The sequence below is a fragment of the Streptomyces sp. CS113 genome (assembly GCF_002188365.1).
GTDB classification, from domain to species: Bacteria; Actinomycetota; Actinomycetes; order Streptomycetales; family Streptomycetaceae; genus Streptomyces; species Streptomyces tendae.
The window spans coordinates 8,561,941-8,587,791 of the sequence record NZ_KZ195574.1 but is presented as its reverse complement, the minus strand read 5'-3'; the positions used below and the strand labels follow the sequence as shown (position 1 = coordinate 8,587,791).

Genomic DNA, 25,851 nt, shown 5'->3' with positions numbered 1-25,851 from the left:
CGAGCGCTCGACCTCGTCGTACACGCGCTCCTGCGGCACCCGAATGCGTTGCAGGTCCCGCCATGCCTGTTCCGCGTCGACCGGTGTGCTCACGGCCACCGCCTCCCCGTGTGTTGTCCCGTCCCGCCGTACTTTCCTGCTGGGAAAGTTACCTTTGACTTTCCCGGTAGGCAAGTCGTACTCGGCACCGGAACCCATGGCTGACGGCCTGCCGATGAGTTTGCGGTGGTCGCGCCGTCTACCCCTCGACGAAGGGAGCGCACCATGCGCAAGGTCATCGTTTGCACGTTCCTGACGCTGGACGGCGTCATGCAGGCCCCCGGCGGTCCGGACGAGGACGCCGAGAGCGGCTTCCGGCACGGCGGCTGGCAGAAGCCGGTGGACGACGACGAGGTCGGCACGGCCATCGCGGGCTGGTACGAGCATTCCGACGCGATGCTGCTCGGCCGCAAGACCTACGAGATCTTCGCGGCGTACTGGCCGACCGCCGATCCCGGCAACCCGTTCACCGATCGGATGAACGCCATGGACAAGTACGTCGCGTCCCGGACCCTGACATCCGTCGAGTGGCGGAACTCCGCCCTGCTGGAGGGCGACGTCGCCGATGCCGTACGCCGGCTGAAGGCGACCGACGGCGGCGACATCAACGTCGTGGGCAGCGGCGACCTGGCCCAGACCCTGATGCGGCACGACCTCGTCGACGAGTACCGGCTGACCATCCACCCGGTGATCATCGGCACCGGCAAGCGGCTGTTCGCCGACGGCACGATCCCCACCGCGCTGGAGCCGGTCAGCGTCTCGACGACGAAGGGCGGCACCGTCGTCGGCGTATACCGGCCGAACGGCAAGCCCAGTTACGACAGCTACTAGGGTCTACCGGCACGGTCGACGCAGACCGAGACCGGCACGTTGCGCGGGCGTCAGCTCGCCCGCTCCGCACCCGCGGTCGCGCCCATGGACATGATTCCGCGCAGGCCGTTCCGGAGCACCTCGACGTCGACCTCGCCGAACAGCGCCTGCTGGGCGATGAAGCCCTGGACCGCACCGATCAGGGTGCGTGCCATGTGGTCGGCGGGGATGTCGCCCCGGACGAGCCCCGCCTGCTGATAGCTCTCGACGAGTTCCGTCCAGCCTTGACGCAGATGACCGAAGCCGTCCCGGAGGATCGCGGCGAGCTCGTCGTTGCGCAGGGTTTCGGACCACACCTGGAGGATCAGCCGGGCGAAGGACTGCCCGTCCCCCTGGGAGAAGCCGGCCGGGCCCTCGTACACCTGGTGGAGGGCGCGGCCGACGATCACGTCCGGGGGCGGCGGCGGGGTCTCGCGGGAGGCGTCCTCGAAGGCGGCCCGGACGGTGGCGAAGCACTCCAGGGCGATGGCCCCGATGATCTCTTCCTTGCTGCGGAAGTACCGGTAGACCGCGCCCGCCGACAGGCCCGCCTCGCGCAGCACGTCCTGCATGGACGTGGCATGGAAGCCGTTGCGGGCGAAGCAGCGGGCCGCGCCGTCGAGGATCTGACGGCGGCGGGCGTCGAGGTGTGCCTGGGATACGCGAGCCATGGCCTCAAATTAAAGCGAACGTTCCTTCTTGACAAGCGCCGAGCGGCGGAGTGACAGTGGGCCTCATGCAAAACGAACGATCCTTCTCTTTGAATCGAGGGTCCCGCCGTGTCCGCTGCAGCCCCCGCCCGGCCGTCCCTGCCCGCGGCCCGGCAGATGCTCATGGTGCTCGTGATGGTGCCGGTCGTGATCGCCCTGGCCCTGTGGGCGTTCGCGTGGCCCAACGCCCGGATCGCTCCGCACGACCTGCCCGTCGGTGTCGCGGGCCCGGCTGCCGCCACCGCGCCCCTTCAGCAGCAGCTCGAACACCGGGAAGGAGCATTCGACGTCCACCGCTACGCCGACGAGTCCGCCGCCCGCGACGCGATCGGGAACCGGCACGTCTACGGCGCCGTGGTCGTCACCCCGCAGGGCCCGAAGCTGCTGACCGCGAGCGCCGCGGGCCCCGTGGTCGCTCAGCTGCTGAACGATGCCGTCTCGCGCCAGGCGCCGCCCGGAACACAACTCCGGACGGATGATGTCGTGGCCGCGCCCGAGGCCGACCCACGCGGCTCCGTCCTCGGGTCGAGTGCGCTGCCGCTGGCGCTCGCCGGTGTCGCCGCGGGATCCCTGGTGACCCTGCTGGGGCTGCGCGGCGTACGCGCCGCCACCGCGCTGGTCGGGGCCGCCGCCCTGGTCGGGCTGGCCGCGGCGGCGATCGCCGACAGCTGGCTGGGCGTGCTCACGGGCAACTGGTGGGCGCAGGCCGGAGCGCTCGGGCTGATGGCGCTGGCCGCCGGTGCCGCGGTGGCGGGGTTCGCCGCTCTCCTGGGGCGGGCCGGCATCGGCGTCGGCGCCCTGCTCGTCGTCCTGCTCGGCAACCCGTGGTCCGGCGTGACGTCGGCACCGGAGCTGCTGCCCGAACCGGTCGGCACCATCGGTCAGTTGCTGCCGCCGGGCGCGGGCGGCACCCTGCTGCGCTCCGTGGCGTTCTTCGACGGCAGCGGCGCGGGCACGGCGATCGCGACGCTCGGCACGTGGGCCGTGCTCGGTCTGCTCGTCGTGATACTGGTCGGCCTGCGCGGCCGCAGGACCCCGGCGACCGCGGAGCGGCACGCGGCACCGGTCCCGGCGCCGGTGTCCTGAAGCCGGGCGCACCCCGGTCCGGCGCCCTTGAGCGGCCGTACGCCATCCGCTGTAGCGGACGGGTGGCGTACGGCCTCGTCGAGCGCGTGCCCTCGGAATGCGAGCGACCCGGCCCGGCGAGGTGCCGCGGTCCCGCTGCGGTCAGTGCCGGGCCGCACCCCGCCCGTTGAGGTGCAGGCCGATCGAGAGGAACGCCTGCGCGAGGGGGACCTGGGGGACGGCCGGGGAGATCACCTGCGAGGCATAGTGGATGACGACCAGGTCGAGGGCGGGTGAGACGAACAGGCGCTGGCCGTGGATGCCGCTGGCCATGAAGGATCCGTAGGGGTCGTTCAGGATCCACCAGAGGTCGTGGTACGAGAGGGTGGCCGGCGAGTCGGGCGGCGCCGCCGGAAGGCGCACGCGGCGCGGGTAGCCGTCGGGGACGCCCGCGACGAGGGCGGTCACCGCTTCCGGCACGATCTGGCGGTCGCCGACGGCTCCGCCGCAGCGGACGAGTTCGCCGAGGCGGGCCACGTCGCGCGCGGTGGCGCTGAAGCCTCCGCAGGCCGCCTCGGCGCCGTCCGCGTCGACGACGTAGTAGGCGTCCTCCTCCGCCCCGATCCGGGACCAGATCATCTCGGACATCAGTGCCGAGGTGCTGAGTCCGGTGACCCGCCGCAGTACCTCGGCGAGTGCCTCGACGTTGCCGTTCTCGTAGCGGAACTCGGTTCCGGGCTCGCCCGTGGCCCTGGCGGTGGCGAGGTGCTCGCGGATGGTCGCGGGTCCCGAGTAGCCGGACGGGCGCAGCCGCGGTGCGAGGACGGCGAAGTAGCGCTGTGCCTCCAGGGCCTTGTCGTACGGGCGTCCGGCGTAGCTCATCCGCGTGCCCATGTGCAGGAGGTGGTCGACCCGGGCTTCGCCGAAGGCGGTGCCGGAGAGTTCGGGCACGTACGCGGCGACCCGGGTGTCGCGGTCGAGGTGTCCCTCGTGGGCGAGGGTCGCCGCCAGGAGACCGAGATAGGACTTGGCGGCCGAGGCGTTGAAGTGCGGGACGTGGGCCTCGTAGCCGTGCAGGTACTGCTCGTGGACGAGCCTGCCCCGGTGCAGGACGAGCAGGGCGTCCGTCTCGGCCTCGGCGAGCAGTTCCGCCAGGGTGAGGGTGCGACCGTACGAGCCGGTGACGCCGAGGTCGTCCAGGGCGCCGGACGGCGACGCGGGCAGCTCACCGGGTCGGCCCGGGCCCCGCCAGACGCGGCGACTGGGCATGATCTCCCGGCCTGCCGTCGTGTGGCGGCGCGCCCAGGCCGGGTCGGTGAATCCTCGTGCCCAGACGAGGTCGGCCAGGGAGTCCGTACCGGTCACAAGTCGCTCCACTCGTTCGGGATCAGCTCATCGCGCGTTCGATACCGTACACACCGTTCGGAAATAGCGGAAGCGTCGGTCCGGCCGCACGTGGCCACCCGTGACTACCGGGGCCCGGAGCCCCCGCCCCCGGGAAGGTCGACGGCGCCGGGCGCGTCCACCGGGGTCAGCCCCGTGGCCCAGACCCTGCCGTAGACGGAGAGGTCCCGCAGGTGGGCGGTGATCTGCTCGGCCGTGTAGCCCGTGTCGTTCTCGACCCACCAGCTCAGCACCGAGATGAGTTCGCCGGTCCAGGCACGGGCGACGATGCCCAGCGGGATCCTCGGCTCCACACCGAGCTGCTCCGCCCGGTCGCGGAAGGCCAGCTCGGCGTGGGAGCGGATGAGTTCGGTGAACTCCCGCAGCGCCCGTCCGTCGCCCTCCCCCCGCAGGATCACCTGGTACACGCCTCGTTCCTGGGCGGCGTGTTCGAAGATGTACTTGACCGGCAGACCCGTGAAGCCCTGGGCGTGCGCCTGGCGAACGGCCGGCAGCAGGCGCTCGCGGTCCTGCGCGAGGTCGCGGACGATGCCGACGAGCAGGTCCTCCTTGTCCCGGTAGTGCGCATAGAAGGTGGCCCGGCCGATGTCGGCCCGCTCGGTGATCTCCTCGACGGTGATGGCCTGGAACCCCTTGTCCAGCACCAACTCGACCAGCGCCTGGCGGAGCGCGGCGCGCGTCCGCCGGACGCGGCGGTCTTCGGGCTTCATGTCCACTTCGATTCCTTCTCGTCCGGACCGTTGACCCGACCCTAGCGTTGCCCGTACCTTGCCCGACAACGTGCTTGTTATTGAACACGGTGTTTCAGAACTCTGGAGGCGACGATGAACCTCGGGCGGTACGTGCGCCGGACAGCCGGGCACCACCCGGACGCGGAAGCAGTCGTCTGCGGCCCTGTCCGGCTGACGTATGCGGAACTCGACGACCACAGCGACCGGCTGGCGGCCGCGCTCACCGGGATGGGCCTGGGCCGAGGGGACCGCGTGGCCACGCTCGCGGCCAACCGCGCGGAACTGGTCGTCACGGAAGTGGCGCTCTACAAGGCGGGACTGACCCGGGCGCCGGTCAACGCACGCCTCGGTGACGGCGAAGTCGCCCACCTCCTGCGGGAGTCGGAGGCCCGCGTCCTGCTCACCGATGCCGCGCACCTGGACACGGCCCGGCGGGCGGTGCCCGGTTCGGACGTGAAGACCGTCGTCGGCTACGACGGGCCCGCGGACCTCGGCCCCGGCTACGCGGAGATCCTCGCCGCCGCCTCCCCCGAGCCGGTCGACGTGGAGTGCGCCGAGGACGACATCGCCGTCCTGCACTTCACCTCGGGCTCCACCGGGAAGCTCAAGGCAGCCGTGCAGACCTACGGCAATCGGCTGGCCCTGCTGCGCAAGTCGGTGATGAACCAGGCCACTCGGGTCGGGCCGGGCGACCGGCAGATCCTCGCCGGACCCGTCACCCACGCCTCCGGCATGCCGCTCATGGGCATCTTCTTCGCCGGCGGATGCGCCGTCGTGCTGCCGCGCTGGGATGCCGCGGAATTCCTCGCCACCGTGGAACGGGAGCGCGCCACCCACGCGTTCCTCGTCCCAACCATGGTCAACACGGTCCTCGCCCTGGACAACGCCCGCGACCACGACCTCTCCAGTCTCCGCCATCTGCTCTACGGCGCGGCACCCATGTCCCCTGCCCGGGTCCGGGCGGCCTGGGACCTCTTCGGCCCCGTGCTGTGCCAGGGCTACGGCTGCGGGGAGACGACCTCCGGCGTGCTGTTCCTCTCCACGGAGGACCACCGCCGTGCCATCGAGGGCGACGACGAGGAACTGCTGCTGTCCTGCGGCCGGCCGCTGGCCGAGGCCGAGGTACGGATCGTCGACGACGGCGGCGAAGCGGTGGCGGACGGCGAGATCGGCGAGATCGCGGTGCGCGGACCCGATGTCGTCCGCGGCTACCACAACGAGCCGGAACTGACCGCGCGCAGCTTCCGCGACGGCTGGTTCCTCACCGGAGACCTGGCACGGCGGCGCCGGGACGGATACGTCTTCATCGTCGACCGCAAGAAGGACATGATCATCTCGGGTGGTTTCAACATCTACGCCGTCGAGGTCGAGTCCGTCCTGCACCAGCATCCCGGCGTCTTCGAGGCCGCGGTCGTGGGAGTGCCCGACGAGCAATGGGGCGAGGCGGTCAAGGCCGTCGTCGTCCCGCGGGCGGGAGTCACGCTCGACGCGGAGGAACTGATCGCGTTCTGTGCCGAGCACCTGGCGCGCATGAAGAAGCCCCGCTCCGTCGACGTCGTCGCCGCGTTGCCCCACAACCCCAACGGCAAGATCGACCGCCGCGCCATCCGCGACACCTACTGGTCCGGCGCCGAGCGCCGTGTCCACTGAACAGGGAACCACTCCATGCCCTTCACCCTCACTCCCCGCTACGACGACAACCCCCGCCTGGAGGACCTGGTCGGCCGGCTGCGCGCCTATCTGACCGACGAGCTGCTCCCGTACGAGCGGGCCCACGGCATCACCCCCGAGAGCAAGCTGGACCGGCCCACCCTGGAAGGCGTCTGGAAACGCAGCGCCGAGCTCGGCTTCTACGGCATCAGTCTGCCCCCGGAACTCGGCGGCCAGGGACTGAACTTCACCGAGCTGTGCGCCCTCAAGGAGGAACTCACCGCCTCCGGTGCCGCGTTGTCCCACTCGGTCCTCGGCGACATGGGCGGACCGCTGCGCGTCGGCGCGATCCTCGCGTACGCCACCGACGAGCAGCGCGAGCGCTACCTGCTCCCGGTCGTCCGGGGCGAGCGCGCCTGCTGCTTCTCCCTCACCGAACAGGACGCGGGTTCGGACGTACGCCGGATGAGGACCACCGCGACGCCGGACGGCGACAGCTACGTACTGAACGGGCACAAGGTCTTCAGCTCGGCCGCCCCGTTCGCCGACTTCGCGGTCGTGGTCGCCCGGATGGCGGACAGCGAGGAAACGTACAGCGCCTTCCTCGTCGACCTGGACACGCCCGGCTGCCGCGTCCTGGACGGCGCCGTGCCCATGTCGGGCCAGCAGATGGAGGGCGACCTCGTCTTCGAGAACTGTCGCGTCCCCGTCGCGAACCTGCTCGGGGAGATCGGCCAGGGGCTGCGCATCGGCATCGGCCGCATCACCCTCAACCGGCTGCTCCACTGTCCGTCCCTGATCGGCGCCGCCCGGCGGGCCTGGGACCTGTCCGTCGACCACGCGAAGACCCGCGTCGCGTTCGGACAGCCGCTGCTCTCGCTCCAGGCCATCCAGCACAAGCTCGCCGACATGGCCACCGACCTGTACGCGGCCCGGTCGATGGTCCTCGCCACCGCCGCGAAGGCCGACCGCGGCGAGAACATCGCGGTGGAGGCCAACATGTGCAAGCTGTTCACCGCCGAGGCGTGCTTCCGCACGGCGGACCAGGCCGTGCAGATCCACGGCAAGGACGGCCTGACACGCGGTCACGAGGTGGAGCAGATCTTCCGCTCCCTGCGCATGTTCCGGATCGTCACCGGCACGAGCGAGATTCACAAGAACGCCATCGTGAAGGCACTCGTCTGACCCCGGCGCCACCGGCGGTCCGCGCCCGCCGGTGTCCGCCCCGCATCCGCAGGAGTCACCCATGGCAGCCCGATCCTCCGCGCCCCCCGTCGACCGTTCCGCCCGCGGTTCCGCCCGCCGTTCCGCCGACCGTCCGCACGACCGCCGCCGCGCCTGGCTGGTGACGGCCATGATCGTCACCTTCATGGTCATCAACTTCGCCGACAAGTCGGTCCTCGGCCTCGCCGCCGTCCCGATCATGGACGAGCTGCACATCAGCAACAGCACCTACGGGCTGATCTCGAGCTCCTTCTACCTGTTCTTCAGTCTCTCCGGACTCGTCGTCGGGTTCTTCTCCTCGCGCATCTCCAGCAGGACCATGCTCTTCGTCATGGCGCTGCTGTGGGCGGTCGCCCAACTGCCCGTGCTGGCCGTGGCGGCGGTCCCGACGCTGATCGCGGGGCGCGTCCTGCTGGGGGTCGCGGAAGGCCCGGCGGCCTCGATGTCCATGCACGCGCTGTACAAGTGGTTCCCGCCCGAGCGGCGCGGGCTGCCCTCAGCCCTGCAGATCGGTGGCGCCGCGATCGGCACCCTGGTCTCCGCGCCGGTACTCACCTGGCTCATCACGGACTTCGGCTGGCGGTCGGCGTACGCCGTCCTCGCCGTCGTCAGCCTGCTGTGGGCACTGGTGTGGTGGCGGACGGGCCACGACGGACCGTACGACGAGGTACGCCCACCTCGAGCCGACTCCGACGGCCCGCGTCCGGTGAAGCGTCTGCCCTACCGCAGACTGCTGCTCACGGGGACCGTGGCGGGCTCCGTCGCCAGCGCCTTCGGAGCGGCCTGGGCACTCGCGGTGGCCCACGCGTGGCTGCCCGCCTACCTCAGGACCCAGCTCGACCTGAGTCCTCACGCGGTGGCGACCACCATCAGCGCCATCTCGGCCCTCAGCCTCGTGCTGCTGCTGACCGTCTCGCCGCTCGTGGACGCCCTCAAGGCGCGCGGCGTGTCCAGCCGCTGGTCCAGCGGTGCGGTACAGGGGGCCGCGGTGTGCGTCGCCGGGTGTGCCATGGCCGCCTTTCCCTTCACCGACGGCGCCGTCGTCCGGCTGCTCCTGGCCGGGGTGGCCTTCGGCACGGTCGCCGTCGCGATCCCCTTGCACTACGTGACCGCCGCCGAGGTCGTTCCCGCGGCCCAGCGCGGTGCCGTCTTCGGCATCGTCGCCGCGACGGGCACCCTCCCCGGGCTGATCGCCCCCTTCGTCACCGGCCGCCTCATCGACACGGCGGACACCCCGTCCGCCGGCTACTCGACCGCGTTCCTCATCGCGGCCGCGGTGATGCTGCTGGCGGGCGCCTCGGCGATCGCCGCCATCCGGCCGGAACAGGACGCCCGGCGGCTCGGCCTGCACGCGGAACGTGCCCCGTCCCCGGACTGACGGACGACGGACGGACGGCACCGGACGTCCTCGCCCCGTCCCCTCCCTGTTTCGGCAGTTCCACCACGCGACCTACCTCGAGAAGGGTGCGCACGCATGACCTCGATGAACCGGCGCGGCTTCGTCGCCGCCGCCGCGGGCGCCGCCGCGGCGACCGTGCCTCTCACCCCGCAGACGTCCGAGGCGGCCCCGGGCCCCGGGGCCGGCGGCACGCCGTCCCCCACGCACACCGGCGACCTCCCCTACGACGACCGGAGCGATTTCGCCGACGCCGACCGCGGCTTCGTCGCCGCGTACGACGGTGGGCCGATCACCACGTCCGCCGGCACCGTCGCCTGGGACACCGAAGCCCACCGCTTCCTCGCAGACGCCGGGGAGACGCCGCCCGCGACCGTGGATCCGAGCCTGTGGCGCCAGGCCCGACTCCTGTCCCGCCAAGGGCTCTACGAGGTCGCCGACCGGATCTACCAGATCCGTGGCCTGGACCTGGCCAACATGACCGTCGTCGAGGGCGACACCGGCATCGTCGTCATCGATCCGCTGACCTCCGCGGAGACCGCGGCCGCGGCGCTCCGCCTCTACCGCGCGCACCGCGGGAACCGCCCGGTCAGGGCGATGATCTACACCCATCCCCACGTCGACCACTTCGGCGGCTGCCGGGGCGTCCTGCCCGACAGCACCGAGGGCGTGCCCGTACTCGCGCCGCGGGGCTTCATGGAGCACGCGGTCAGCGAGAACGTCTACGCCGGTCCCGCCATGTCCCGCCGTGCGGGGTACATGTACGGCAACAAGCTGCCCGTCAACGCCGCCGGTCAGGTCGGCTGCGGCCTCGGGCTGGCGGTGTCCACCGGCACCATCGGGCTGATTCCGCCCACCCGGTACGTCGAGGCGACCGGGGAGGAGGTCACTCTCGACGGGGTGAGGATCCGCTTCCAGATGACCCCGGGTACGGAGTGCCAGGAGGAGATGAACCTGCTCCTCCCCGACCTGCGAGCGGTGTGCATGGCCGAGAACGCCACCCACACGATGCACAACATCCTGACCCTGCGCGGCGCCCAGGTCCGCGACGCGCACGCATGGGCGGGATACCTGACGGAGTCCATCGGCCTCTGCACGGGCGCGGTCGACGTGGCGTTCGCCTCCCACCACTGGCCGACCTGGGGCAACGACGCCATCGTCGCCCTGCTCTCCCGGCAGCGAGACCTCTACGGCTATCTGCACGACCAGACCGTCCGCCTGATCAACAAGGGCCTCAACGGCACCGAGATCGCGGAATGCCTCCGTCTCCCGCCGCAGTTGGAGCAGGTGTGGGCCAACCGCGGCTACTACGGCTCCCTCAGCCACAACGTCAAGGCCGTCTACCAGCGGTACATGGGCTGGTTCGACGCCAACCCCGCGCACCTGTGGGAACATCCGCCGGCCGAGGAGGCGCGGCGGTGGGTCGAGTCACTCGGCGGGCAGGCCGCCGTGCGCGACCGCGCCCGGCACTACAGCGACCGGGGCGACCTGCGCTTCGCCGTGACGCTGCTCAATCACGCCGTCTTCAACGATCCCGGCGACACCCGGGCGAAGCGGCAACTCGCAGCCCTGTACGGCCGGTTGGGCCGGGCCGCGGAGAACGCGGTGTGGCGCAACTTCTACCTCACCGGTGCCCAGGAGCTCATGCACGGGGTCGGGTCGGTCCCCAAGCCCACCACGGGGCCGGATCTGCGCCGAGCGCTGACGGTCGGACAGCTCATCGACGGTCTGGCCGTGCGGGTCGATGGACCCGAGGCGTGGTCGCTGCGCCTCGCCATCGACTGGCACATCGGCGATGCCTACTGGCATCTGCGGCTCGTCAACGGTGTGCTCACCTCGACCAGCGACGCGGACCCCGGCCCCGACGCGGGTCTGACCATGACGATGACCAGGACCCAGCTGCTCGCGGTGCTCGCCGGCCAGGGCACCGACGGGATCACCATGACGGGTGACGCGTCGCAGCTGGCACGGCTCCTGTCCGTCCTGGACAAGCCGGATCCCCGCTTCCCCGTGGTCACTCCGTGAGTGAACGCGGGACGGGTGGACTGCCGCGTCGAGTGACACGGCAGTCCGCCCGTGGTGGTCACCGGACGGTGGTGACCCGGTGTTCGGCGCGGGCGGCGCAGTTGGAGCCGGTGATCTGGACGCTGACGTTGCCGATGCTGCCGCCCCAGTCCACGCAGTGTGCCTTGCCGTAGACGTAGGTGGGGCCGGCGTACGAGGTGTACTTCCCGTAGTCCTCGTCGTACGCCTCGGTGTCGGGTACGTAGATCCACGCGGACATGTCCGTCGCGGTGCCCGGCGTGCTGCGGATGGTCGCGACGCAGTTCTTGCCGTTGGTGGCGTTGTAGGTGAGGTAGACGGTGCCGCGCGAGCCGACGGCGGCCGAGTTGACGGTCTTGTAGCCGCTGCCGCAGACCTTCTCGGCCGTGGTGTTGGGAGCGGCGGACGCGGGTGCGGCGAACGCCGTCGCGGTACCCAGGGCCAGGGCCGCCACGGCGGTGGCGGACAGGACGGGGCGCGTAATGCGCATATTTCCCCCTTGCGGTCGTAGGAGCTGTTTGCTCCTGTCTGGTGTGACCACGGGCAGCGGGGATTGGTTGTGCTCCGGATGCGTCTTTTCCGTCAATTCACCGGAGACAGGCGGATGTTCGAACGCACAGGCGCCCTTCGCGCCGCGAACCGTCTGGCAAGGGGGACGAGGTCACTGCGGGTCGGACGCGCAGGCCGCTTCCTGTGCGGCCACGACCTCGTCGCCGTACTCGAAGGCCCAGGCACCGACGGCGTCGATGGGCGCCAGCAAGGTCCGGCCCAGAGCGGTGAGCCGGTACTCGACCCGTGACGGTGCGTGCGGGCCGGCCTGGCGGTCGACCAGCCCGTTGGACTGCAACCGCCGCAGGGTCTCGGTGAGGACCTTGGAGCTGATGCCCCCGATCCGCTCCCGTAGTTCGACCGGACGCCTGGGGCCGTCCCGCAGCGCCCAGAGCACCACGGCGTTCCAGGTGTTGGAGAGCAGGTCGAAGGCGAGGCGGGCACGGCAGTCGGCGAGGAAGGCGTCGGTCGTCACGTACCAAATGGTGCCCGAACCGCCTTCTAACGTCGGTGTGAACGACCAAGCCGGCACGGAGAGGGAACGTGTGATGAGAATCGGTGTACTGGGAACGGGCAACATGGCCGACGCGCTCGCCACCCACTGGGTGCGCGCCGGGCACCGGGTGGCCATCGGGGGACGGGACGCACACAAGGCGGAGCGGCTCGCGACCCGCATCGGAGGCGGCGCGAGGCCGGCCAGTCTGCGCGCTGCGGCCGAGTTCGGTCAGGATGTGGTGCTGGCCGCGCTGCCCTACGGGGCGGGAGCGGACGTGGCACGGGACCTGCGCGCGGCTCTGGAGGGCAGGGTGCTGCTCGACTGCTCCAACCCGGTCGGCCCGGGCTTCCGGCTGCTGACGCACGGAGGCCCGTCAGCCGCGCGGCGACTGGCCGCGGCGGCGCCGGGAGCCCGCGTGGTCAAGGCCTTCAACCTCTGCCACGAGAACGTGTGGCGCATGCGTCCGCCCGTCTTCGACGGACGTCCACTGGCCGTGCCGGTCTGCGGGGACGACGAGGCCGCCCTCGCACGTGTACGCGAGCTGGTGCGGGACGTGGGCGGCGAACCCGTTGCCGGCGGCGGTCTGGACCGTGCGGGGCTCCTGGAGGCGACCGCCGCCCTGTTCATTTCCCTGTGGGTCGGCGAGGGGGCGGACGCGCAGGCGATCGCGCCTCCTCTGGCCTATGCGGCCGGACCGGACCAGCAGCGGACGGAGGGCGGTTCGATGGCTTTCCGTTAGGGGTTCCTACGGGGCCGCTCGATGACCGTGGTGGCGGCCGGGCCGGTGGGGCCTGCACACTCCTCGCCGCTGACCGGCCTGAATCCGTCCCCGGCGGCGTCAGGGGCACGCCCAGTGCGGCACCCACACGTCACCGGATGTCCCGGGTACCGCCGCGCGCAGGTAGCCGCGCAGCGCGGTCAGCACCGGGTGCCGGTCTCCGGTGCGGAACAGCAGGGTGTGCGGGTAGACCGGTGTCGGGTCGCGCAGGGGGATGCGTCGCAGGTCGTGGGTCTGGGGCCACAGGTAGCGGTCCCCGGCGCCGACGAGGGTCGCGAGGGAGGCCGAGTCGGCCAGCGCGTCCATGAGGGCCTCGTCGCCGAAGTTGGGGCCGAGGGCGTCGATGCTCAGTCCGAACTCCTCGGACAGCGCATCGTAGAACGCCGACCACTCCGTGCCCGGTCGGATCCCTGGGACCCAGATGCGGTGCGCCGCGAGGTCGGCCGGCCTGATCGCGGGAGCGTTCGCCAGCGGGTGGGCGGGCCCGACCAGGAGTTGCAGGGGGGCGTCCGAGGCTCGTTCGGCACTGATTCCGGCAGGGACCTGGTCGGCCGGCAACGCGCGGAAGGAGGCGTCGACCGTTCCTTCCAGCACGGCCTGGGCCGCCTGGGCGGCGTTCTCCCGGCCCAGGGTGACCGCGTCGAGGCTGGTGTCGGGGCGGGAGCGGTAGAAGCGGTAGACGGCCTGGGCCGGGGCAATGCGCCGGTTGAGGACGTCGACCCGCAGGGGCCTGCTCCCCGGCCGCATGGCCTGTTCGGCCAGTTCGACGGCGGTCAGGACCTTCCTGGCGTGGGGCAGGAAGATCTGTCCGTCCAGGCTCGGCCGAGACCCGCGCGAGGTCCGCACCAGGAGTGCGACTCCGAGGTGTCTTTCCAGGGCCGCGACGCGCTTGGACACCGCCTGCTGGCTGATTCCCAGTGCGTCGGCTGCCGCCTGGAACTGCCCGCTGTCGGCCACCACCACGAACGTCCGGACCGCGTCGACATCCATACCCGGATCGTATCGGCACAACCAGAGGTTGTGGCCGGTGGTCCGGCGGTTGTTTGCCCGGGAGATCACGGCGTTGGTTCACTCGAACCGATCACACGACGGTTGTTCCGGGGAGGACGACATGGACTTTGCGCAGAAGGTGCGGCGGGCGATCGGCATGGCCGAGCAGATCAACACGCTCGCGTATGCCCAGCAGGAGGAGATTCGGGAGCGCTGGAGCGAGCTCACGGGGCAGGAGGTGGACGAGACCTTTCACCTGATCCCGCCCGTCTACACCGACCACGGGGTGAACATCCGGGTGGGCCGCAACGTCTTCGTGAATCAGGGCTGCCGCTTCAACGACGTGGGTGGGATCGAGATCCATGACGACGTGATGCTCGGTCCGGACGTCAGCCTGATCACCTCCGGGCACCCGCTGGACCCGGCACGGCGGCGTACCGGGATCACGTCGGCCCCGATCCGGATCGAACGCAATGTCTGGATCGGGGCGTCCGCCGTGGTCCTGCAAGGGGTCACCATCGGCGCTGATGCCGTGGTCGCTGCCGGTGCCGTCGTGACCCGTGACGTCCCCGCCCGAAGCGTCGTCGCGGGGGTACCGGCGGCGGTGATCAAAACCCTCACCGCAACAGGCTGATCGCGGCAGGCGCCACGGGCCCGTGCCGAGAGGGCTCAGTCGGTGGTGAAGGCGGCCACCACCAGGTCGGTCAGAAGGACGCCCGCACTGCCGTCGGGGTCGAGGTCGGGGTCGTAGATGGTGACGTTGAGCCCGGCGCAGCGCGGGGACCGGACGAGCGGGCGCAGCAGGGCGGTGACTTCGCCCGGGAGCAGGCCGTCCGGGTCCGGGCTGTCGACCGCGGGCATCACCGAGGGGTCGAGGACGTCGGCGTCCAGATGGACCCAGAAGCCGTCGACGGCCGCCGCCTCGAGCTCGGCGGCGGTCGCCGCGCCCAGGTCGGCGGGGTCGGTGCGGCGCAGGTCGGAGACGGTGGTGACGGGGACCTTCAGCCCGCGCAGTTCGGCGACGTCCTCGTCGTCCACGAACGCGTCCCGGGTGCCGAAGAGCCGGACGTCCTCGTCCCGGAGGTAGGGACGCAGTCCTTCGAGGTCGGTCAGATCCTCCTGCCCGCGCCCGGTCGCGAGGGCGAGTTCCTCACCACCGGCGGCACCGATCCGGTCGGAGGTGCCCGGATGACGGAAGTCGGGAGAGGCGTCGACCGACACCAGGCCGTACCGGCCGAGACGGCGCAGGGCCAGCGCGGCGCCGAGTTGGATGGAGCAGTCCCCGCCGAGGACCAGGGCGAAGTGACCGGCGGACACGTGCGGCTCGATGCGGTCGGCAAGGGTGCGCGTGTAGGCGGCGAGGGCGCGTGCGTTGAAGACGCCGTCGCCCTCCTGCCAGTCGCCGCGGTCGTAGCGGGGCGGCACGACGACGCCTCCTTCGAGGGCGCCGAGCCTGCGTACGATCCCGTTGTCCCGCAGCGTCCCGGCCAGCTTGTAGCAGCCGGGGACGGTGCCGGGGGCCGGCGGGCGCAGGCCCAGGTTGGAGGGGGCGTCCATGACCATGATGCTTCGCATGGCGTCATCCTTGCCGTCGCGCGGGCGTTCAACCGGTCTTTCGCGACGCGGCGGTCGTTCGTGGCGCCCGCGGCTCAGTCGGGCGGAGCGGCTCCCGTTCCCGGGCCGGTGACCGCCTCGACCAGTTGCGGACCGTTGTTGCGGACGTTGTTGACCGCCGCGGAGACGGGGCGGGCGTCGAGCCGGCCGCCGGCGGGCTGCTCGAGGAGGTCGCGCAGTGCGCCGGTGTCCCGGTGGGAGGGATCGAGCCAGACGTCGTAGTGCTCGTCGGCGACGGTCAGCGGCATGCGGGGATGGACGCGTCCGGCGGCGTCGGTGGCATCGGTGGTGATGATGGTGCAGGTCGTCAGCCAGGCCGACGGGTCGTCGTCGTGCCCGGCGTCCGGGTCGCGCCAGTACTCGTACAGCCCCGCCAGGGCCATCACCCGGTCGTCGGCGGCGTGGATGAAGTAGGGCTGCTTCCGGGTCCTTCCCGTCTCCGGGTCGTCGATGCGCTGCCACTCGTAGAAGCCGTCGGCCGGCAGGAGGCAGCGGCGCCGGGCGAACGCGGTGCGGAAGGCCGGTTTCTCGTGGACCGTCTCGACTCGGGCGTTGATCAGCCGGGCGCCGATCTTCGTGTCGCCGGCCCAGGACGGCACCAGACCCCAACGCAGCCTGCGCAGGTGCCGTGCCGCCGGAGCGCCGGCGGACGCGTCGCGCGGGGTGCGTTCGAGGACGGCCCACACCTCGTCGGTCGGCGCGACGTTCCAGCTCGGCGCCAGGGGATCGCCGAGGTCCGGATCGGCGATCCGGAACTGCCGGGCGAGGTCGTCGGGACTGCGGGTGGAAACGTACCGGCCGCACATGAGACAACTGTCGCTCACTCTCGGCGCTCTCGGCGACCGCACGGACCACGTGTCGCACGACCGGACGCCTCCGCCGCGTCGCGCACACCGCTTCCTCCGCCCCGTCGCGCACACCGCTTCCTCCGGAGCGCGGAAGGTGCCTTTCCGACCGGGACCGTCTAATCTCTGCTGGTCCGCCCGCCGGGGCGGTTTCGGGGAGGGGCATTCATGCGGCAGCGGGCAGCGGGCGGGCGGCTGAGAGTCGCGGGCTGGGTGTCGGTCCCGCTCGGGCTGGTCCTGGTGCTGGGAAGCATCGGCTACTTCTTCGCGCGTCACCAAGGGGTCACCGTCCAGAGCGAGTCGATGGAGCCCACGTATCGCCAGGGCGAGCACCTGGTCGTCGAGGACATCGGCGCGGACGAGATACACCGAGGCGACGTCGTACTCGTCCGTGTGCCCGGCCAGTACCGGGGCGCCCCCGTCCTGCGGCGGGTCATCGGGACGGGCGGTGATCACGTGGAGAGCGACGGGGACCGGGTCACGGTGAACGGCCAGCCGCTGGACGAACCCTACGTACGGCGCGACGAGTTCACCCACGGAGCCGCACCGTACGACGTGGCGGTGCCGAGCGGGCGGTTGTTCCTGCTGGGCGACAACCGGGGGAACTCGAACGACTCGCGCTTCTCCCTCGACGAGCAGTCGGGCAGCGTAGCGGCCTCCGGGGTTCTCGGACGCGTGCGGGACGGGTCCGTCGTACCGCCGGTGCTGCTGACCGTCGGCGGGCTCGGGATCGTGCTCGCCCTGGTCGGGACCGGGCTGGGAATCGGCGGGTACGCGGCCCGGCGCGCGTCCCGGCGACCGCTGGCGCCTGCGCCGCCCCGGTCCCCGCTCTGACGAGGCCCGCACCGCGACGACACGGCCCCACCGTGGCCTCGGGCGGCCGGGCCGGCTCGCGTCGGCGGCGGCCGACAACCGCTGCCACCGTCCCCGCCCGAAGCGAGTCGTTCAGGTCAGGTCGAGCTCCGGCTGGTAGAGGTCCAGCCAGAGGGCGAGGTCGAGGGCCCGTTCCAGGCCCCGCCGGTCCGCCTGGCCGCTCATCGGCGCCTCCCGTTCGGCGGCGCGCCGCAGGCGGTCGGGGTCGACGAGGTCGAAGACGGGGTGGCCGGTGCGGGTGAGCAGATCCTTGGCCTGGTCCTGGAGGGCCACGGCGTACTTGGGGTCCTGGGTGGACGGGTAGGGGCTCTTGACCCGGTCGTAGACGGACTTCGGCAGCACGTCCGCGGTCGCCTCGCGCAGCAGGGTCTTCTCCCGGCCGTCGAAGGACTTCAGCGCCCAGGGGGTGTTGTACACGTACTCGACGAGCCGGTGGTCGCAGAAGGGGACGCGGACCTCCAGGCCGACGGCCATGCTGGCGCGGTCCTTGCGGTCCAGCAGGATGCGCACGAAGCGGGTCAGGTGCAGATGGCAGATCCGCCGCATCCGGTACTCGAAGTCGCTCTCGCCGTCCAGGCGCCGGATGCCGGCCACGGCGTCGCGGTAGCCGTCGGCCACGTACGCGGACAGGTCCAGTTTCGCCGCCAGGTCGGGGCGCAGCACGTCCGTGTCCTCCCCCATGTGGCGGCTCATGGATACCAGCCAGGGGAAGGTGTCGGCGCGGCGTGCCGCCTCGTCGAAGAATTGCAGGTAACCGCCGAAGACCTCGTCGGCGGACTCCCCGGACAGCGCCACGGTGGAGTGGTCGCGGATCGCCCGGAAGAGCAGGTACAGGGAGGCGTCCATGTCGCCGAGGCCGGCCGGCAGGTCCCGGGCGCGGACGACCTTGGCGCGGATCTCGGGGTCGGCGAGGGCCTGGGCGTCCAGGACGATGTCCTGGTGGTCGGTGCCCGAGGCCCGGGCGACGTCGTGGACGAAGGGGGTGTCGGGCGTGCCTCGGAGTTCGTCGGCGACGAAGTTCTCGGTCTGTCCCGCGAAGTCCACGGCGAAGCTGCGTACCTTCTCGCCGTGTTCGCCCAGTTGCCGGGCGGCGAGCGCGGTCATCGCGGAGGAGTCCAGTCCGCCGGAGAGCAGGGTGCAGCGGGGCACGTCGGCGACCAGTTGGCGGCGCACGATGTCGTCGAGGAGCGAGCGGACGTGTCCGACCGTGGCGTCCCTGCCGTCGGTGTGCGGGCGGGTCTCCAGCTCCCAGTAGCGGCGCTGGTGCACGCCCGCGCGGTCGACCGTGACGACGGTGCCGGGCTCGATCTCGCGGATGCCGTCCCAGACGGCGTGACCGGGCGTCTTGATCATGGTGAAGAGTTCCCGCAGCCCGTCGAGCCGGACCCGGCGGCGGGCCAGCGGATGGGCGAGGATCGCCTTGGGCTCGGAGCCGAACAGCACGCCGTCCGCGGTCGGGTGGTAGTAGAACGGCTTGATGCCCATGCGGTCACGGACCATGACGAGCTTGTTCTCCCGGCCGTCCCAGAGCGCGAAGGCGTACATGCCGTTGAGGCGCTCGGGGAGGGCGTCGCCCCATTCGAGGTAGCCGCGCAGCACGGCCTCGGTGTCGGAGTCGGTGGCGAATCGGTGCCCGCGGTCCGCGAGTTCACGGCGGAGTTCGGTGAAGTTGTAGGTCTCGCCCGAGTAGACGAGCGCGACCGTGCCGTGGGGGGTGTCGGCGCTCATCGGCTGCCGGCCGCCGGGCAGGTCGATGATGGCGAGCCTGCGGTGGCCGAGCGCGGCGGGTCCCTGCGCCCAGACGCCGCGGTCGTCCGGTCCGCGGCAGGCCATTGTCTCGGTCATCGCGTCCAAGGCGGCCCTCTCGGTGCCGAGGTCGCGGTCGAAGGAGACCCAGCCGGTGATGCCGCACATACGCTACCTCCCGCGTCCGGCGCGCCGGTCCACCGTGCACGACCAGTCGTTTTGCGACTGCGAGCAGATCGACGGCGAGCCAGTTGTATCTACCATCTACATTTCGAGCGTGCGTCACGGGAGCAGACGGGGTCAACGTGGCGGTAACGGAGGGAACGCAGACCATCCCTCTTTTTCGGCCACCCTTTGCGGTCGCGATACCTTCCGTCGCCCGCGGGCAGGGCGTCTGCCGCGTGGAACCGGCCACGCGCAAAGTCTTGGCCAACCCCCGATCGACGACGCCCTGAGGGGACAGCCGGCACCGGGCAAAGGGTCGGGTCCGAAGGCCACGGAGCGCGTGGCGGCACTGGGGGCCGGCGGCTCACCGCGGCTCCGAGCATGTTCCGACGTGGCGTCGAAGCCACCGCGGGTCAAGGGCGACGGAGGTGCATTCCGCCGGGTCTCGTCATCCGGCGATCGGTACGGCGTTGCCGGAGACGTGGACGCGGGCGCCGTGCGGGTCCGTTCGCACGGTGAGGTCGCTGGGCCGCCCCATGTCCTCGCCCTGCCGGATGGTGACGACACCGGACGCGGGCAGTGCGCCGACCGTACGCAGGTAGCCGCCGAACGCGGCCGCGGCCGCTCCGGTCGCCGGGTCCTCGACCACGCCGCCCACCGGGAAGGGGTCTCGCGCGTGGTACCGCTGCTCGTCCTCGCGCCAGACCAGGTGCACGGTCGTCCAGCCGTGCTTCCGCATGAGGGTGGCGAGCGCGTCGAAGTCGTAGTCGAGGTCGGCCAGTCGGGCCCGGGAGCGGACGGCGAGGATCAGGTGGTCGTTGCCTGCGAAGGCGACGTGCGGCGGCAGCTCGGGGGCGAGGTCGGCGCTGTCCCAGCCAAGGGCGGACAGCGTCGCGTCCAGCTCGTCGGTCCGCGCCGGCCGGGACCGGGTCGGCACGCTGGTGAGAGTCGCCCGCACCGCGCCGTCGGTGTCCGTCGCCGTGGTCACCCGGATCTCTCCGGCAGGCGTGTCGAAGACCAGGTCACCGGGGCCCAGGCGTTCGGCGAGCGCCACCGCCGTCGCCACGGTGGCGTGGCCGCAGAAGGCGACCTCGGCGAGCGGGCTGAAGTACCGGAGTGTGAACCGTCGCCGCTCCTCGTCGCGGGTGGTGACGAACGCCGTCTCCGAGTATCCGACCTCGGCGGCGATCGCCCCCATGCGGTCCGGTCCGAGCTGCGCGGCGTCGAGGACGACACCGGCCGGGTTGCCCCCGTCGGGGCGGGAGGTGAAGGCCGCGTAGCGCAGCACGTCGACGTCGGGCGAGGAAGTGGTCATGGCCTCCATGATCCCGCTCGGGGCCCTGGAATCCAACGAGAATTTTCTCTAACGCGGATGACTCACCGGCGCGCGTCGCACGCCGGAATTCCGCCATGTGTCCCGGCGCGCAGGTGACCACCTGCCCCCAGGTGTACGTCCGGCGCCCGGCCGGCCCGCCGGCGGGCGAGGTACGACGCGGGTTCGTCCCCGGCCCAGCCGCTCCCCCATCTCGTACTTGCCCGCGACGCGCGTGGCGCGCTCCGTCCGCGCCTCCGGTGCGGTGCCGTCGGAATCCTCGTCAACGATGGTCAGTCTCAGGAATCACCTCAGGGGGACGAGGCCGGTTCCCCGCATCGACGGGCCGGGACGAAGGCCTCCCGGCAGGGGGGTACCCCGACGGCCGATCCGGATGGCTGCCCCATGGCGCCGCCACCACGACGACGGGCACCGTCGAGGGCACAGGGCGGCGGGAGTTGAGACACCGCGCCGCAGTCATGACTCCGAGGGCCGAGGGAGTACACGTGATCAGGCAACGGCGTGCGCCGGCCGGCGCACTCGCACTCGCACTCGTCCTGGCGATCGGCGCCGCTCAGGCCGCGCTCCCGGGAAGCGCCGCCGCGACCACGACCGCCAGCACGGCCGCGGAGTCCGGCACCTCCGTCGACCACACCCGCCTGCAAGCGCTGCTGCATCGGCTGACCACCGTCGACGGCGCGCCCGGAGCCCTCGCCGAGGTGCGGGACCGGCGCGGAAGCACCGTGCTGACCAGCGGTGTCAGAAACGTGAGGAGCCAGGCACCGGTGCACCGCGACAGCAGGTTCCGGATCGGCAGCATGACCAAGATGTTCACGGCGACGGCCCTGCTCCAGCTCGTGGGAGAACGTCGTGTCGACCTCGACGCCCCGGTCGAGCGCTACCTGCCGGGCGTCGTACGCGGACACGGCAACGACGGTCGCGCGATCACCGTCCGCCATCTGCTCCAGCACACCAGCGGTCTGCCCGACTTCCTCGACCACCTGAAGCCTCAGGAGATCGTCAAGGACCCTTTGGTGCGTCACGACCCCCGCGAGCTACTGGCCATGGCGCTCGAGCACCCGCCCGTCTTCGCGCCGGGCACCGGCTGGGACTACTCCAACACGGGATACCTGTTGGTCGGCATGGTCATCGAGAAGGTGACCGGGCACCCGTACGGCGCGGAGATCCGCGAGCGCATCATCGAACCGCTGCGCCTGTGCGAGACGTACGTGCCGCGCGTCACGGCGGTCCCCGGCCCGCACCCACGTGGATACGCCCAGCCGGGCGAGGGCGCGCCACTCCTGGACGTGACGAGGATGAGCCCCTCCGTCGGGGGTGCCGCCGGCTCCATGATCTCCAGTGGGACCGACGTCAACCGCTTCCTGGGCGCCCTCCTGCGCGGCGAGCTGCTGCGCCCGGCCGAGCTGCGGGAGATGATGACGACCCGTTCCACCGGCAGCGCGGACGGCCGCGCCTACGGTCTGGGCCTGGAGAGCAGGCCCCTGTCCGGCGGCGGTCTCTACTGGGGGCACACCGGGGACTTCCTGGGCTACGAGACCATGGCCGGCGCCACGGTCGACGGCAGGCAGGCGACCGTCATGGTCAACCTCGGTCCGGGGAGTTCGGACGCACAGAGCGACGACCTGGAGGCGGCCCTCCGCACTGCGCTTTCCGCAGGTGCGGCCCAGCCGAGTCGCGCGCCGAGTTCGGTGGCGGCTGCGACGACGGCGGCGCTGAGGAGGGCGAGTTCGGCGTCGGTCCGCCTCACCGGGCCGGACGCGGACGGCGCACCGCAGGCCACCCCCTGCCCGTTCGATCCGCGCGTTCATCAGCCGCTACGCGCACACGCCGTCGTCAGTCCCGGTCGGCCAGGCGTTTGAGCCGGTCCTCGGACGGGGTGCCGGGCTCGGCGGTGTAGATGATCAGGTCGTGCACGGCTCGGCCCGGCAGGGGTAGGTCGAGGGACTGGAAGGCCAGTTCCAGGTGGCCGGCCTCGGGGTGCCGGAGCCGTTTGACGCCGTCGTGGCGCATCAGGACGTCGTGCGCGGACCAATGGCTGCGAAACTCCGGGCTGAGTGTGGACAGCTCGCCGACGAGTGCGCGCAGTGCGCGGTCCCGGGGCTCGCGCCCGGCCTCGGCGCGCAGCAGGGCGGCGGTGGCGGCGCCGGCGGCGTCCCAGTCGACGAAGAAGTCATGTGCACCGGGGTCGAGGAAGATGTAGCGGGCGATGTTGGGGCGGCCGCGCCGGTCGATGGTGGCGCTGCCGAACATCGGTGCGAGCAGGGCTCGGGCGAGGGGGTTGCCGGCGACGATGTCCGTGCGTCCGTTGCGTACGAACGCCGAGGACGTCGTCATGGAGTCGAGCAGCCACTGGGTCCGGGGCGGGACCCCGACATCACTGCTACGTGACGGTGGCCGACGCGACGGCGTGCGACTCGCGTGCCGCGACGAACGGGCCAGGTCGAACAGGTGGGTGCGCTCGTCGTCGTCCAGTCGCAGGGCGCGAGCGACCGCGTCGAGGACACCGTCGGACACGCCGGCGATGTGGCCCTTCTCCAGCCGCGTGTACCACTCCGTGCTCACGCCGGCGAGGACGGCGACCTCCTCGCGCCGCAGCCCGGCGACCCGGCGACGGGCGCTGGTCGGCAGTCCGGCCTGCGCCGGGGTGATCCTGGCGCGTCGGCCGGCGAGGAAGTCCCGGATCTCGCCGCGGTTTCCGGGCTGCTGCTCCATGGCATTCAGGGTAACCGCTGGTCACGGCGCGAAAGGGGTTGAGGTTGTACCCCCCATGGACGCGACCTTCTCCGGTCCGCCGAAGCGCGTTCTCCTGGGGCTCGAGAGTCCGACACGGATTTCGAGAACGAACAACGGAGCCAAGACTTGACGAGCAAGGCGCTGACGGTGCCGGCGGTGGCGTTGGGCACATGGGCCTGGGGGGACAGTGGCGAGGCGGGCGACGGCTACTTCGGCAGTCGGCTGAGCGAGTCCGGCCTGCGGGACGTCGTCGACAGGGCGCAGTCGAACGGGTTCACCTTGTGGGACACCGCCGTGGCGTACGGCATGGGCCGCTCGGAGACCGCCCTCGCCAAGGCACTGACGGGCTGTCATCGCAGCGAGTACCAGCTGTCGACGAAGTTCACCCCGCAGCTCGCGGGCGACGGCGACGATCCGGTCGCGGACATGCTGGAGCAGAGCCTCGACCGGCTGAGCACGGACTACGTGGATCTGTTCTGGATCCACAATCCAGCCGACGTGGCGCGCTGGACGCGGTCGCTGATCCCGCTGCTCAGGAGCGGCAGGATCAGGCATGTCGGCGTCTCGAACCACAACATGGAGGAGATCGCTCTCGCCGATCGGATCCTCGGCGAGGCCGGCTTCCGTGTGGAGGCGGTCCAGAACCACTTCAGCCTCCTGTACCGGGGCTCCGAGCGCGCGGGCATCCTCGACCACTGCCGCGAGCACGGCGTGCGGTTCTTCGCCTACATGGTCCTCGAGCAAGGAGCGCTGACCGGCAGGTACAGCCCGGCGCGTCCGATGCCGGAGGGAAGCAGCCGGGCAGCGGTGTACAACGGCGTCCTGCCCCGGCTACGGGCGCTGACGGACCGGATGGAGGTGATCGGCAAGGAGCGAGGCGTGTCCGCCGCAGAGGTCGCCGTCGCCTGGGCCGTCGCCAAGGGGACCACCCCGATCGTCGGGGTCACGAAGGCGGATCACGTCGACGGGGTGGTCCGAGCGCGCGGCGTCGGGCTGGCCGAGGAGGAGGTCGCGGAGCTGGAGGCACTGGCGGATGCCGCGGACGTCGACACGCGCGGCTGGTGGGAGCACGAGATGTAGCTGACCGACTCGGGCCGCCGCGTGATCAGCTCCTTTTCAGGAGGGCGTGCCCGCGCGGGCGGCCAGCGGCCGGACCCGCCCGGACCCACCCGTCGCCGCGCTCGCCGCCGTCGGTCGAGGCGGCGGGTCAGGCACGTGTCCGCACCTCGCCGCCTCCCTGCCGGTGCTCACCGGCTGTGACACCACGGCGCACTTCGAGTGCGGACCGCGGCTGCTCCGGGACGGACTGCGTGCCGTCCGGCGATGAGGGACGCGGGGGATCCTGAACCCGGCGGTGATGACGAACGGCGCGGCCGCCTGGTCCGGGAGCGCCACGCTCCGGTGCACCACGGTGCCCGTCTCCCGCCGCCACATCCCGGGGCTCGCCTCGCCACGGGACGCTCCGGCCATGCCGCCGAGTCCGTCGGGAACCCGGCGGCGAGCGGGCCGCACCACTGCGGCGAAGGCGAGCGGGGCGAGCCACCGGTCCGCGGTCGGCCTACGAGGCGCCGTCGAGGACCTGGCGCAGGCGATGCGCGAACTCGTCCGGCTTGCCCGGGTATCCGAACTCCGCGTCGCAGAAGCCACTGTGATGGCTCGGGAACACGCTCACCCGCTGTCCGAGCAGTGCGGCGGTCGCGACGGAGGTGCGTCCGGTCTGCACGTCTTGGGACTCCTCACCCACGGCGATCACGACGCGGGTGGGTGCGGCGGCGAGCAGGCCGGCATCCGGCCTGTAGCCGCTGACCGCCCATGACCGGTCGGACAGGAGCGGATCGTCGCGTGAGCCGTCGTCCTGCGTCGGCAGCCCGAAGGCGGCGGGATCGGGCTCCGGCTGGGCGAAGTAGGCGTCCGTGAACTCCCCCGGCCACGAGGTCATGGCCACGAAGGCCGCCATACCCGCTCCCCATCCCCGCTTCTCGTAGGCCTCCCGGACCGCGGCCCGCGCCCGGACGGCCGCGGGACCGTCCGGGGTGAGGGTGATGAGCGGCGGCTCGTGCGCGACCAGCGTCGTCACGTCCGCGGGGTACTGCGCCACGACCGCGAGCGCGGTGATCGCTCCGCCGCTGCTGGCGAACATCTCGACCGGCCCCGCCCCGAGCGCCTCGATGACGGCGTGCACGTCGTCGGCCTGGGTCTGCGGTGTGTGGTCGACCCGCCCGTCCTTGCGGGTGCTGCGACCGAGGCCGCGCGGGTCGTAGGTGGCCACGGTCCGCTCGGGGAAGCGCGCGGCGAGCGCGGCGAAGCCGGCGGCGTCCATGGGCTGCCCGATCATGAACAACGGCGGGCGTCCGTCTGTGGGCGGCAGCGGCCCGCGAACGTCGTAGACGAGGTCCGCGCCGGCCGTGCTGAGCGTGTGAGTCTCCATGCCCGTACAGACCGGCCCCGCCCCGGAAACTCATCGCCGCGGTGATCGCAGGGCGGCCGCGCATGTGACGGGCGCCGCGCGTCGCCGGATCGCGGCCGCCGTACTCAGGGTGTCGGGCCGTCGTCGGGCCTGTCCGACGCAGCGTCGGCGCCCCGGCCGGCCGGCAGCCGCGGCGTCTGCTGCGACGGAG

Annotated in this window: 23 protein-coding genes; 11 read left to right on the top strand and 12 right to left on the bottom strand. The window is 71.8% G+C overall.

Features of this window, described 5'->3' with window-relative positions; translation table 11 throughout:
- Nucleotides 1–264: 264 nt before the first annotated feature.
- Nucleotides 265–870 carry a dihydrofolate reductase family protein gene (locus B9W62_RS38815; RefSeq protein ID WP_087811582.1) on the top strand — a complete coding sequence of 202 codons (606 nt, stop codon included), beginning with the start codon at nt 265–267 and terminating at the stop codon, nt 868–870.
- A 50-nt stretch (nt 871–920) separates the two neighbouring features.
- On the opposite strand, the gene B9W62_RS38810 is transcribed toward B9W62_RS38815, so the two are convergent.
- Nucleotides 921–1,559, bottom strand: coding sequence for a TetR/AcrR family transcriptional regulator (locus tag B9W62_RS38810; protein WP_087811581.1), 639 nt, complete (start codon nt 1,557–1,559; stop codon nt 921–923).
- A gap of 156 nt (nt 1,560–1,715) precedes the next feature.
- Between B9W62_RS38810 and B9W62_RS38805 the strand changes: the two genes are divergently transcribed.
- A complete protein-coding gene (locus B9W62_RS38805) occupies nt 1,716–2,684 on the top strand; it encodes a hypothetical protein (protein WP_087812310.1) in 969 nt (322 codons plus the stop codon).
- Between the two features lie 141 nt (nt 2,685–2,825).
- On the opposite strand, the gene B9W62_RS38800 is transcribed toward B9W62_RS38805, so the two are convergent.
- Together B9W62_RS38800 and B9W62_RS38795 are read right to left on the bottom strand one after the other, a co-directional pair.
- Nucleotides 2,826–4,028: a serine hydrolase domain-containing protein gene (locus B9W62_RS38800; protein WP_179235893.1), complete on the bottom strand. Its 1,203-nt coding sequence runs from the start codon at nt 4,026–4,028 to the stop codon at nt 2,826–2,828.
- A 104-nt stretch (nt 4,029–4,132) separates the two neighbouring features.
- Entirely contained in the window at nt 4,133–4,777 is a 645-nt protein-coding gene (locus B9W62_RS38795) for a TetR/AcrR family transcriptional regulator (protein ID WP_179235891.1), read from the bottom strand.
- A 114-nt stretch (nt 4,778–4,891) separates the two neighbouring features.
- On the opposite strand from B9W62_RS38795, the gene B9W62_RS38790 reads away from it, so the two are divergent.
- The 4 genes from B9W62_RS38790 to B9W62_RS38775 all read left to right on the top strand — a co-directional run bounded on the left by B9W62_RS38790 (nt 4,892) and on the right by B9W62_RS38775 (nt 11,093).
- A complete protein-coding gene (locus B9W62_RS38790; protein ID WP_087811579.1) occupies nt 4,892–6,448 on the top strand; it encodes an acyl-CoA synthetase in 1,557 nt (518 codons plus the stop codon).
- A gap of 15 nt (nt 6,449–6,463) precedes the next feature.
- Nucleotides 6,464–7,633 carry an acyl-CoA dehydrogenase family protein gene (locus B9W62_RS38785; protein ID WP_087811578.1) on the top strand — a complete coding sequence of 390 codons (1,170 nt, stop codon included), beginning with the start codon at nt 6,464–6,466 and terminating at the stop codon, nt 7,631–7,633.
- A 61-nt stretch (nt 7,634–7,694) separates the two neighbouring features.
- Nucleotides 7,695–9,050 (top strand): MFS transporter, encoded by a 1,356-nt coding sequence (locus B9W62_RS38780; protein ID WP_087811577.1) that lies wholly within the window; start codon nt 7,695–7,697, stop codon nt 9,048–9,050.
- A 96-nt stretch (nt 9,051–9,146) separates the two neighbouring features.
- Nucleotides 9,147–11,093, top strand: coding sequence for an alkyl/aryl-sulfatase (locus B9W62_RS38775; protein ID WP_087811576.1), 1,947 nt, complete (start codon nt 9,147–9,149; stop codon nt 11,091–11,093).
- A gap of 58 nt (nt 11,094–11,151) precedes the next feature.
- Here B9W62_RS38775 and B9W62_RS38770 read toward each other — a convergent pair whose 3' ends face one another.
- Together B9W62_RS38770 and B9W62_RS38765 are read right to left on the bottom strand one after the other, a co-directional pair.
- A complete protein-coding gene (locus B9W62_RS38770) occupies nt 11,152–11,601 on the bottom strand; it encodes a spore-associated protein (protein WP_087811575.1) in 450 nt (149 codons plus the stop codon).
- A 171-nt stretch (nt 11,602–11,772) separates the two neighbouring features.
- Nucleotides 11,773–12,135 carry a winged helix-turn-helix transcriptional regulator gene (locus tag B9W62_RS38765; protein ID WP_087811574.1) on the bottom strand — a complete coding sequence of 121 codons (363 nt, stop codon included), beginning with the start codon at nt 12,133–12,135 and terminating at the stop codon, nt 11,773–11,775.
- Nucleotides 12,136–12,208: 73 nt separating this feature from the next.
- Here B9W62_RS38765 and B9W62_RS38760 point away from each other — a divergent pair, with 73 nt between their 5' ends.
- Nucleotides 12,209–12,895, top strand: a complete 687-nt coding sequence (locus B9W62_RS38760; RefSeq protein WP_256976732.1) for an NADPH-dependent F420 reductase — start codon at nt 12,209–12,211, stop codon at nt 12,893–12,895.
- Nucleotides 12,896–12,994: 99 nt separating this feature from the next.
- Here B9W62_RS38760 and B9W62_RS38755 read toward each other — a convergent pair whose 3' ends face one another.
- On the bottom strand, nt 12,995–13,924 hold the full coding sequence (locus B9W62_RS38755) for a LysR family transcriptional regulator (RefSeq protein WP_087811572.1): 930 nt from the start codon (nt 13,922–13,924) through the stop codon (nt 12,995–12,997).
- A gap of 121 nt (nt 13,925–14,045) precedes the next feature.
- Here B9W62_RS38755 and B9W62_RS38750 point away from each other — a divergent pair, with 121 nt between their 5' ends.
- Nucleotides 14,046–14,558, top strand: a complete 513-nt coding sequence (locus B9W62_RS38750) for a DapH/DapD/GlmU-related protein (protein ID WP_087811571.1) — start codon at nt 14,046–14,048, stop codon at nt 14,556–14,558.
- A 35-nt stretch (nt 14,559–14,593) separates the two neighbouring features.
- Here the strand turns inward: B9W62_RS38750 and B9W62_RS38745 are convergent, their stop codons facing one another.
- Nucleotides 14,594–15,499, bottom strand: a complete 906-nt coding sequence (locus tag B9W62_RS38745; protein ID WP_087811570.1) for an arginase family protein — start codon at nt 15,497–15,499, stop codon at nt 14,594–14,596.
- 74 nt (nt 15,500–15,573) lie between these two features.
- Nucleotides 15,574–16,344 (bottom strand): SOS response-associated peptidase, encoded by a 771-nt coding sequence (locus B9W62_RS38740; protein WP_087811569.1) that lies wholly within the window; start codon nt 16,342–16,344, stop codon nt 15,574–15,576.
- 207 nt (nt 16,345–16,551) lie between these two features.
- Here B9W62_RS38740 and lepB point away from each other — a divergent pair, with 207 nt between their 5' ends.
- Entirely contained in the window at nt 16,552–17,217 is a 666-nt protein-coding gene (lepB, locus tag B9W62_RS38735; RefSeq protein WP_179235889.1) for a signal peptidase I, read from the top strand.
- Nucleotides 17,218–17,328: 111 nt separating this feature from the next.
- On the opposite strand, the gene asnB is transcribed toward lepB, so the two are convergent.
- Together asnB and B9W62_RS38725 are read right to left on the bottom strand one after the other, a co-directional pair.
- Nucleotides 17,329–19,170, bottom strand: a complete 1,842-nt coding sequence (asnB, locus tag B9W62_RS38730; RefSeq protein ID WP_087811567.1) for an asparagine synthase (glutamine-hydrolyzing) — start codon at nt 19,168–19,170, stop codon at nt 17,329–17,331.
- 445 nt (nt 19,171–19,615) lie between these two features.
- Nucleotides 19,616–20,491, bottom strand: a complete 876-nt coding sequence (locus B9W62_RS38725; protein ID WP_087811566.1) for a PhzF family phenazine biosynthesis isomerase — start codon at nt 20,489–20,491, stop codon at nt 19,616–19,618.
- 494 nt (nt 20,492–20,985) lie between these two features.
- Here B9W62_RS38725 and B9W62_RS38720 point away from each other — a divergent pair, with 494 nt between their 5' ends.
- A complete protein-coding gene (locus B9W62_RS38720) occupies nt 20,986–22,359 on the top strand; it encodes a serine hydrolase domain-containing protein (RefSeq protein ID WP_087811565.1) in 1,374 nt (457 codons plus the stop codon).
- On the opposite strand, the gene B9W62_RS38715 is transcribed toward B9W62_RS38720, so the two are convergent.
- The gene (locus B9W62_RS38715) at nt 22,334–23,212 is read right to left on the bottom strand and encodes a helix-turn-helix transcriptional regulator (RefSeq protein ID WP_087811564.1); all 879 of its coding nucleotides are present in this window, start codon (nt 23,210–23,212) and stop codon (nt 22,334–22,336) included. The genes B9W62_RS38720 and B9W62_RS38715 overlap by 26 nt on opposite strands.
- Before the next feature lie 147 nt (nt 23,213–23,359).
- On the opposite strand from B9W62_RS38715, the gene B9W62_RS38710 reads away from it, so the two are divergent.
- Nucleotides 23,360–24,313, top strand: a complete 954-nt coding sequence (locus tag B9W62_RS38710; protein ID WP_087811563.1) for an aldo/keto reductase — start codon at nt 23,360–23,362, stop codon at nt 24,311–24,313.
- A 478-nt stretch (nt 24,314–24,791) separates the two neighbouring features.
- On the opposite strand, the gene B9W62_RS38700 is transcribed toward B9W62_RS38710, so the two are convergent.
- Nucleotides 24,792–25,661, bottom strand: a complete 870-nt coding sequence (locus tag B9W62_RS38700; RefSeq protein WP_087811562.1) for an alpha/beta fold hydrolase — start codon at nt 25,659–25,661, stop codon at nt 24,792–24,794.
- Nucleotides 25,662–25,851 lie beyond the last annotated feature (190 nt).

What these genes read in the sequence shown, in the direction of transcription:
- asnB (WP_087811567.1), bottom strand. Translation starts at nt 19,170, where the DNA reads ATGTGCGGCATCACCGGCTGGGTCTCCTTCGACCGCGACCTCGGCACC.
- B9W62_RS38700 (WP_087811562.1), bottom strand. Translation starts at nt 25,661, where the DNA reads ATGGAGACTCACACGCTCAGCACGGCCGGCGCGGACCTCGTCTACGAC.
- B9W62_RS38815 (WP_087811582.1), top strand. Translation starts at nt 265, where the DNA reads ATGCGCAAGGTCATCGTTTGCACGTTCCTGACGCTGGACGGCGTCATG.
- B9W62_RS38775 (WP_087811576.1), top strand. Translation starts at nt 9,147, where the DNA reads ATGACCTCGATGAACCGGCGCGGCTTCGTCGCCGCCGCCGCGGGCGCC.
- B9W62_RS38810 (WP_087811581.1), bottom strand. Translation starts at nt 1,559, where the DNA reads ATGGCTCGCGTATCCCAGGCACACCTCGACGCCCGCCGCCGTCAGATC.
- B9W62_RS38750 (WP_087811571.1), top strand. Translation starts at nt 14,046, where the DNA reads ATGGACTTTGCGCAGAAGGTGCGGCGGGCGATCGGCATGGCCGAGCAG.
- B9W62_RS38715 (WP_087811564.1), bottom strand. Translation starts at nt 23,212, where the DNA reads ATGGAGCAGCAGCCCGGAAACCGCGGCGAGATCCGGGACTTCCTCGCC.
- B9W62_RS38740 (WP_087811569.1), bottom strand. Translation starts at nt 16,344, where the DNA reads ATGTGCGGCCGGTACGTTTCCACCCGCAGTCCCGACGACCTCGCCCGG.
- B9W62_RS38780 (WP_087811577.1), top strand. Translation starts at nt 7,695, where the DNA reads ATGGCAGCCCGATCCTCCGCGCCCCCCGTCGACCGTTCCGCCCGCGGT.
- B9W62_RS38785 (WP_087811578.1), top strand. Translation starts at nt 6,464, where the DNA reads ATGCCCTTCACCCTCACTCCCCGCTACGACGACAACCCCCGCCTGGAG.
- B9W62_RS38805 (WP_087812310.1), top strand. Translation starts at nt 1,716, where the DNA reads ATGCTCATGGTGCTCGTGATGGTGCCGGTCGTGATCGCCCTGGCCCTG.
- B9W62_RS38795 (WP_179235891.1), bottom strand. Translation starts at nt 4,777, where the DNA reads ATGAAGCCCGAAGACCGCCGCGTCCGGCGGACGCGCGCCGCGCTCCGC.
- B9W62_RS38755 (WP_087811572.1), bottom strand. Translation starts at nt 13,924, where the DNA reads ATGGATGTCGACGCGGTCCGGACGTTCGTGGTGGTGGCCGACAGCGGG.
- lepB (WP_179235889.1), top strand. Translation starts at nt 16,552, where the DNA reads ATGCGGCAGCGGGCAGCGGGCGGGCGGCTGAGAGTCGCGGGCTGGGTG.
- B9W62_RS38745 (WP_087811570.1), bottom strand. Translation starts at nt 15,499, where the DNA reads ATGCGAAGCATCATGGTCATGGACGCCCCCTCCAACCTGGGCCTGCGC.
- B9W62_RS38770 (WP_087811575.1), bottom strand. Translation starts at nt 11,601, where the DNA reads ATGCGCATTACGCGCCCCGTCCTGTCCGCCACCGCCGTGGCGGCCCTG.
- B9W62_RS38760 (WP_256976732.1), top strand. Translation starts at nt 12,209, where the DNA reads ATGAGAATCGGTGTACTGGGAACGGGCAACATGGCCGACGCGCTCGCC.
- B9W62_RS38790 (WP_087811579.1), top strand. Translation starts at nt 4,892, where the DNA reads ATGAACCTCGGGCGGTACGTGCGCCGGACAGCCGGGCACCACCCGGAC.
- B9W62_RS38725 (WP_087811566.1), bottom strand. Translation starts at nt 20,491, where the DNA reads ATGGAGGCCATGACCACTTCCTCGCCCGACGTCGACGTGCTGCGCTAC.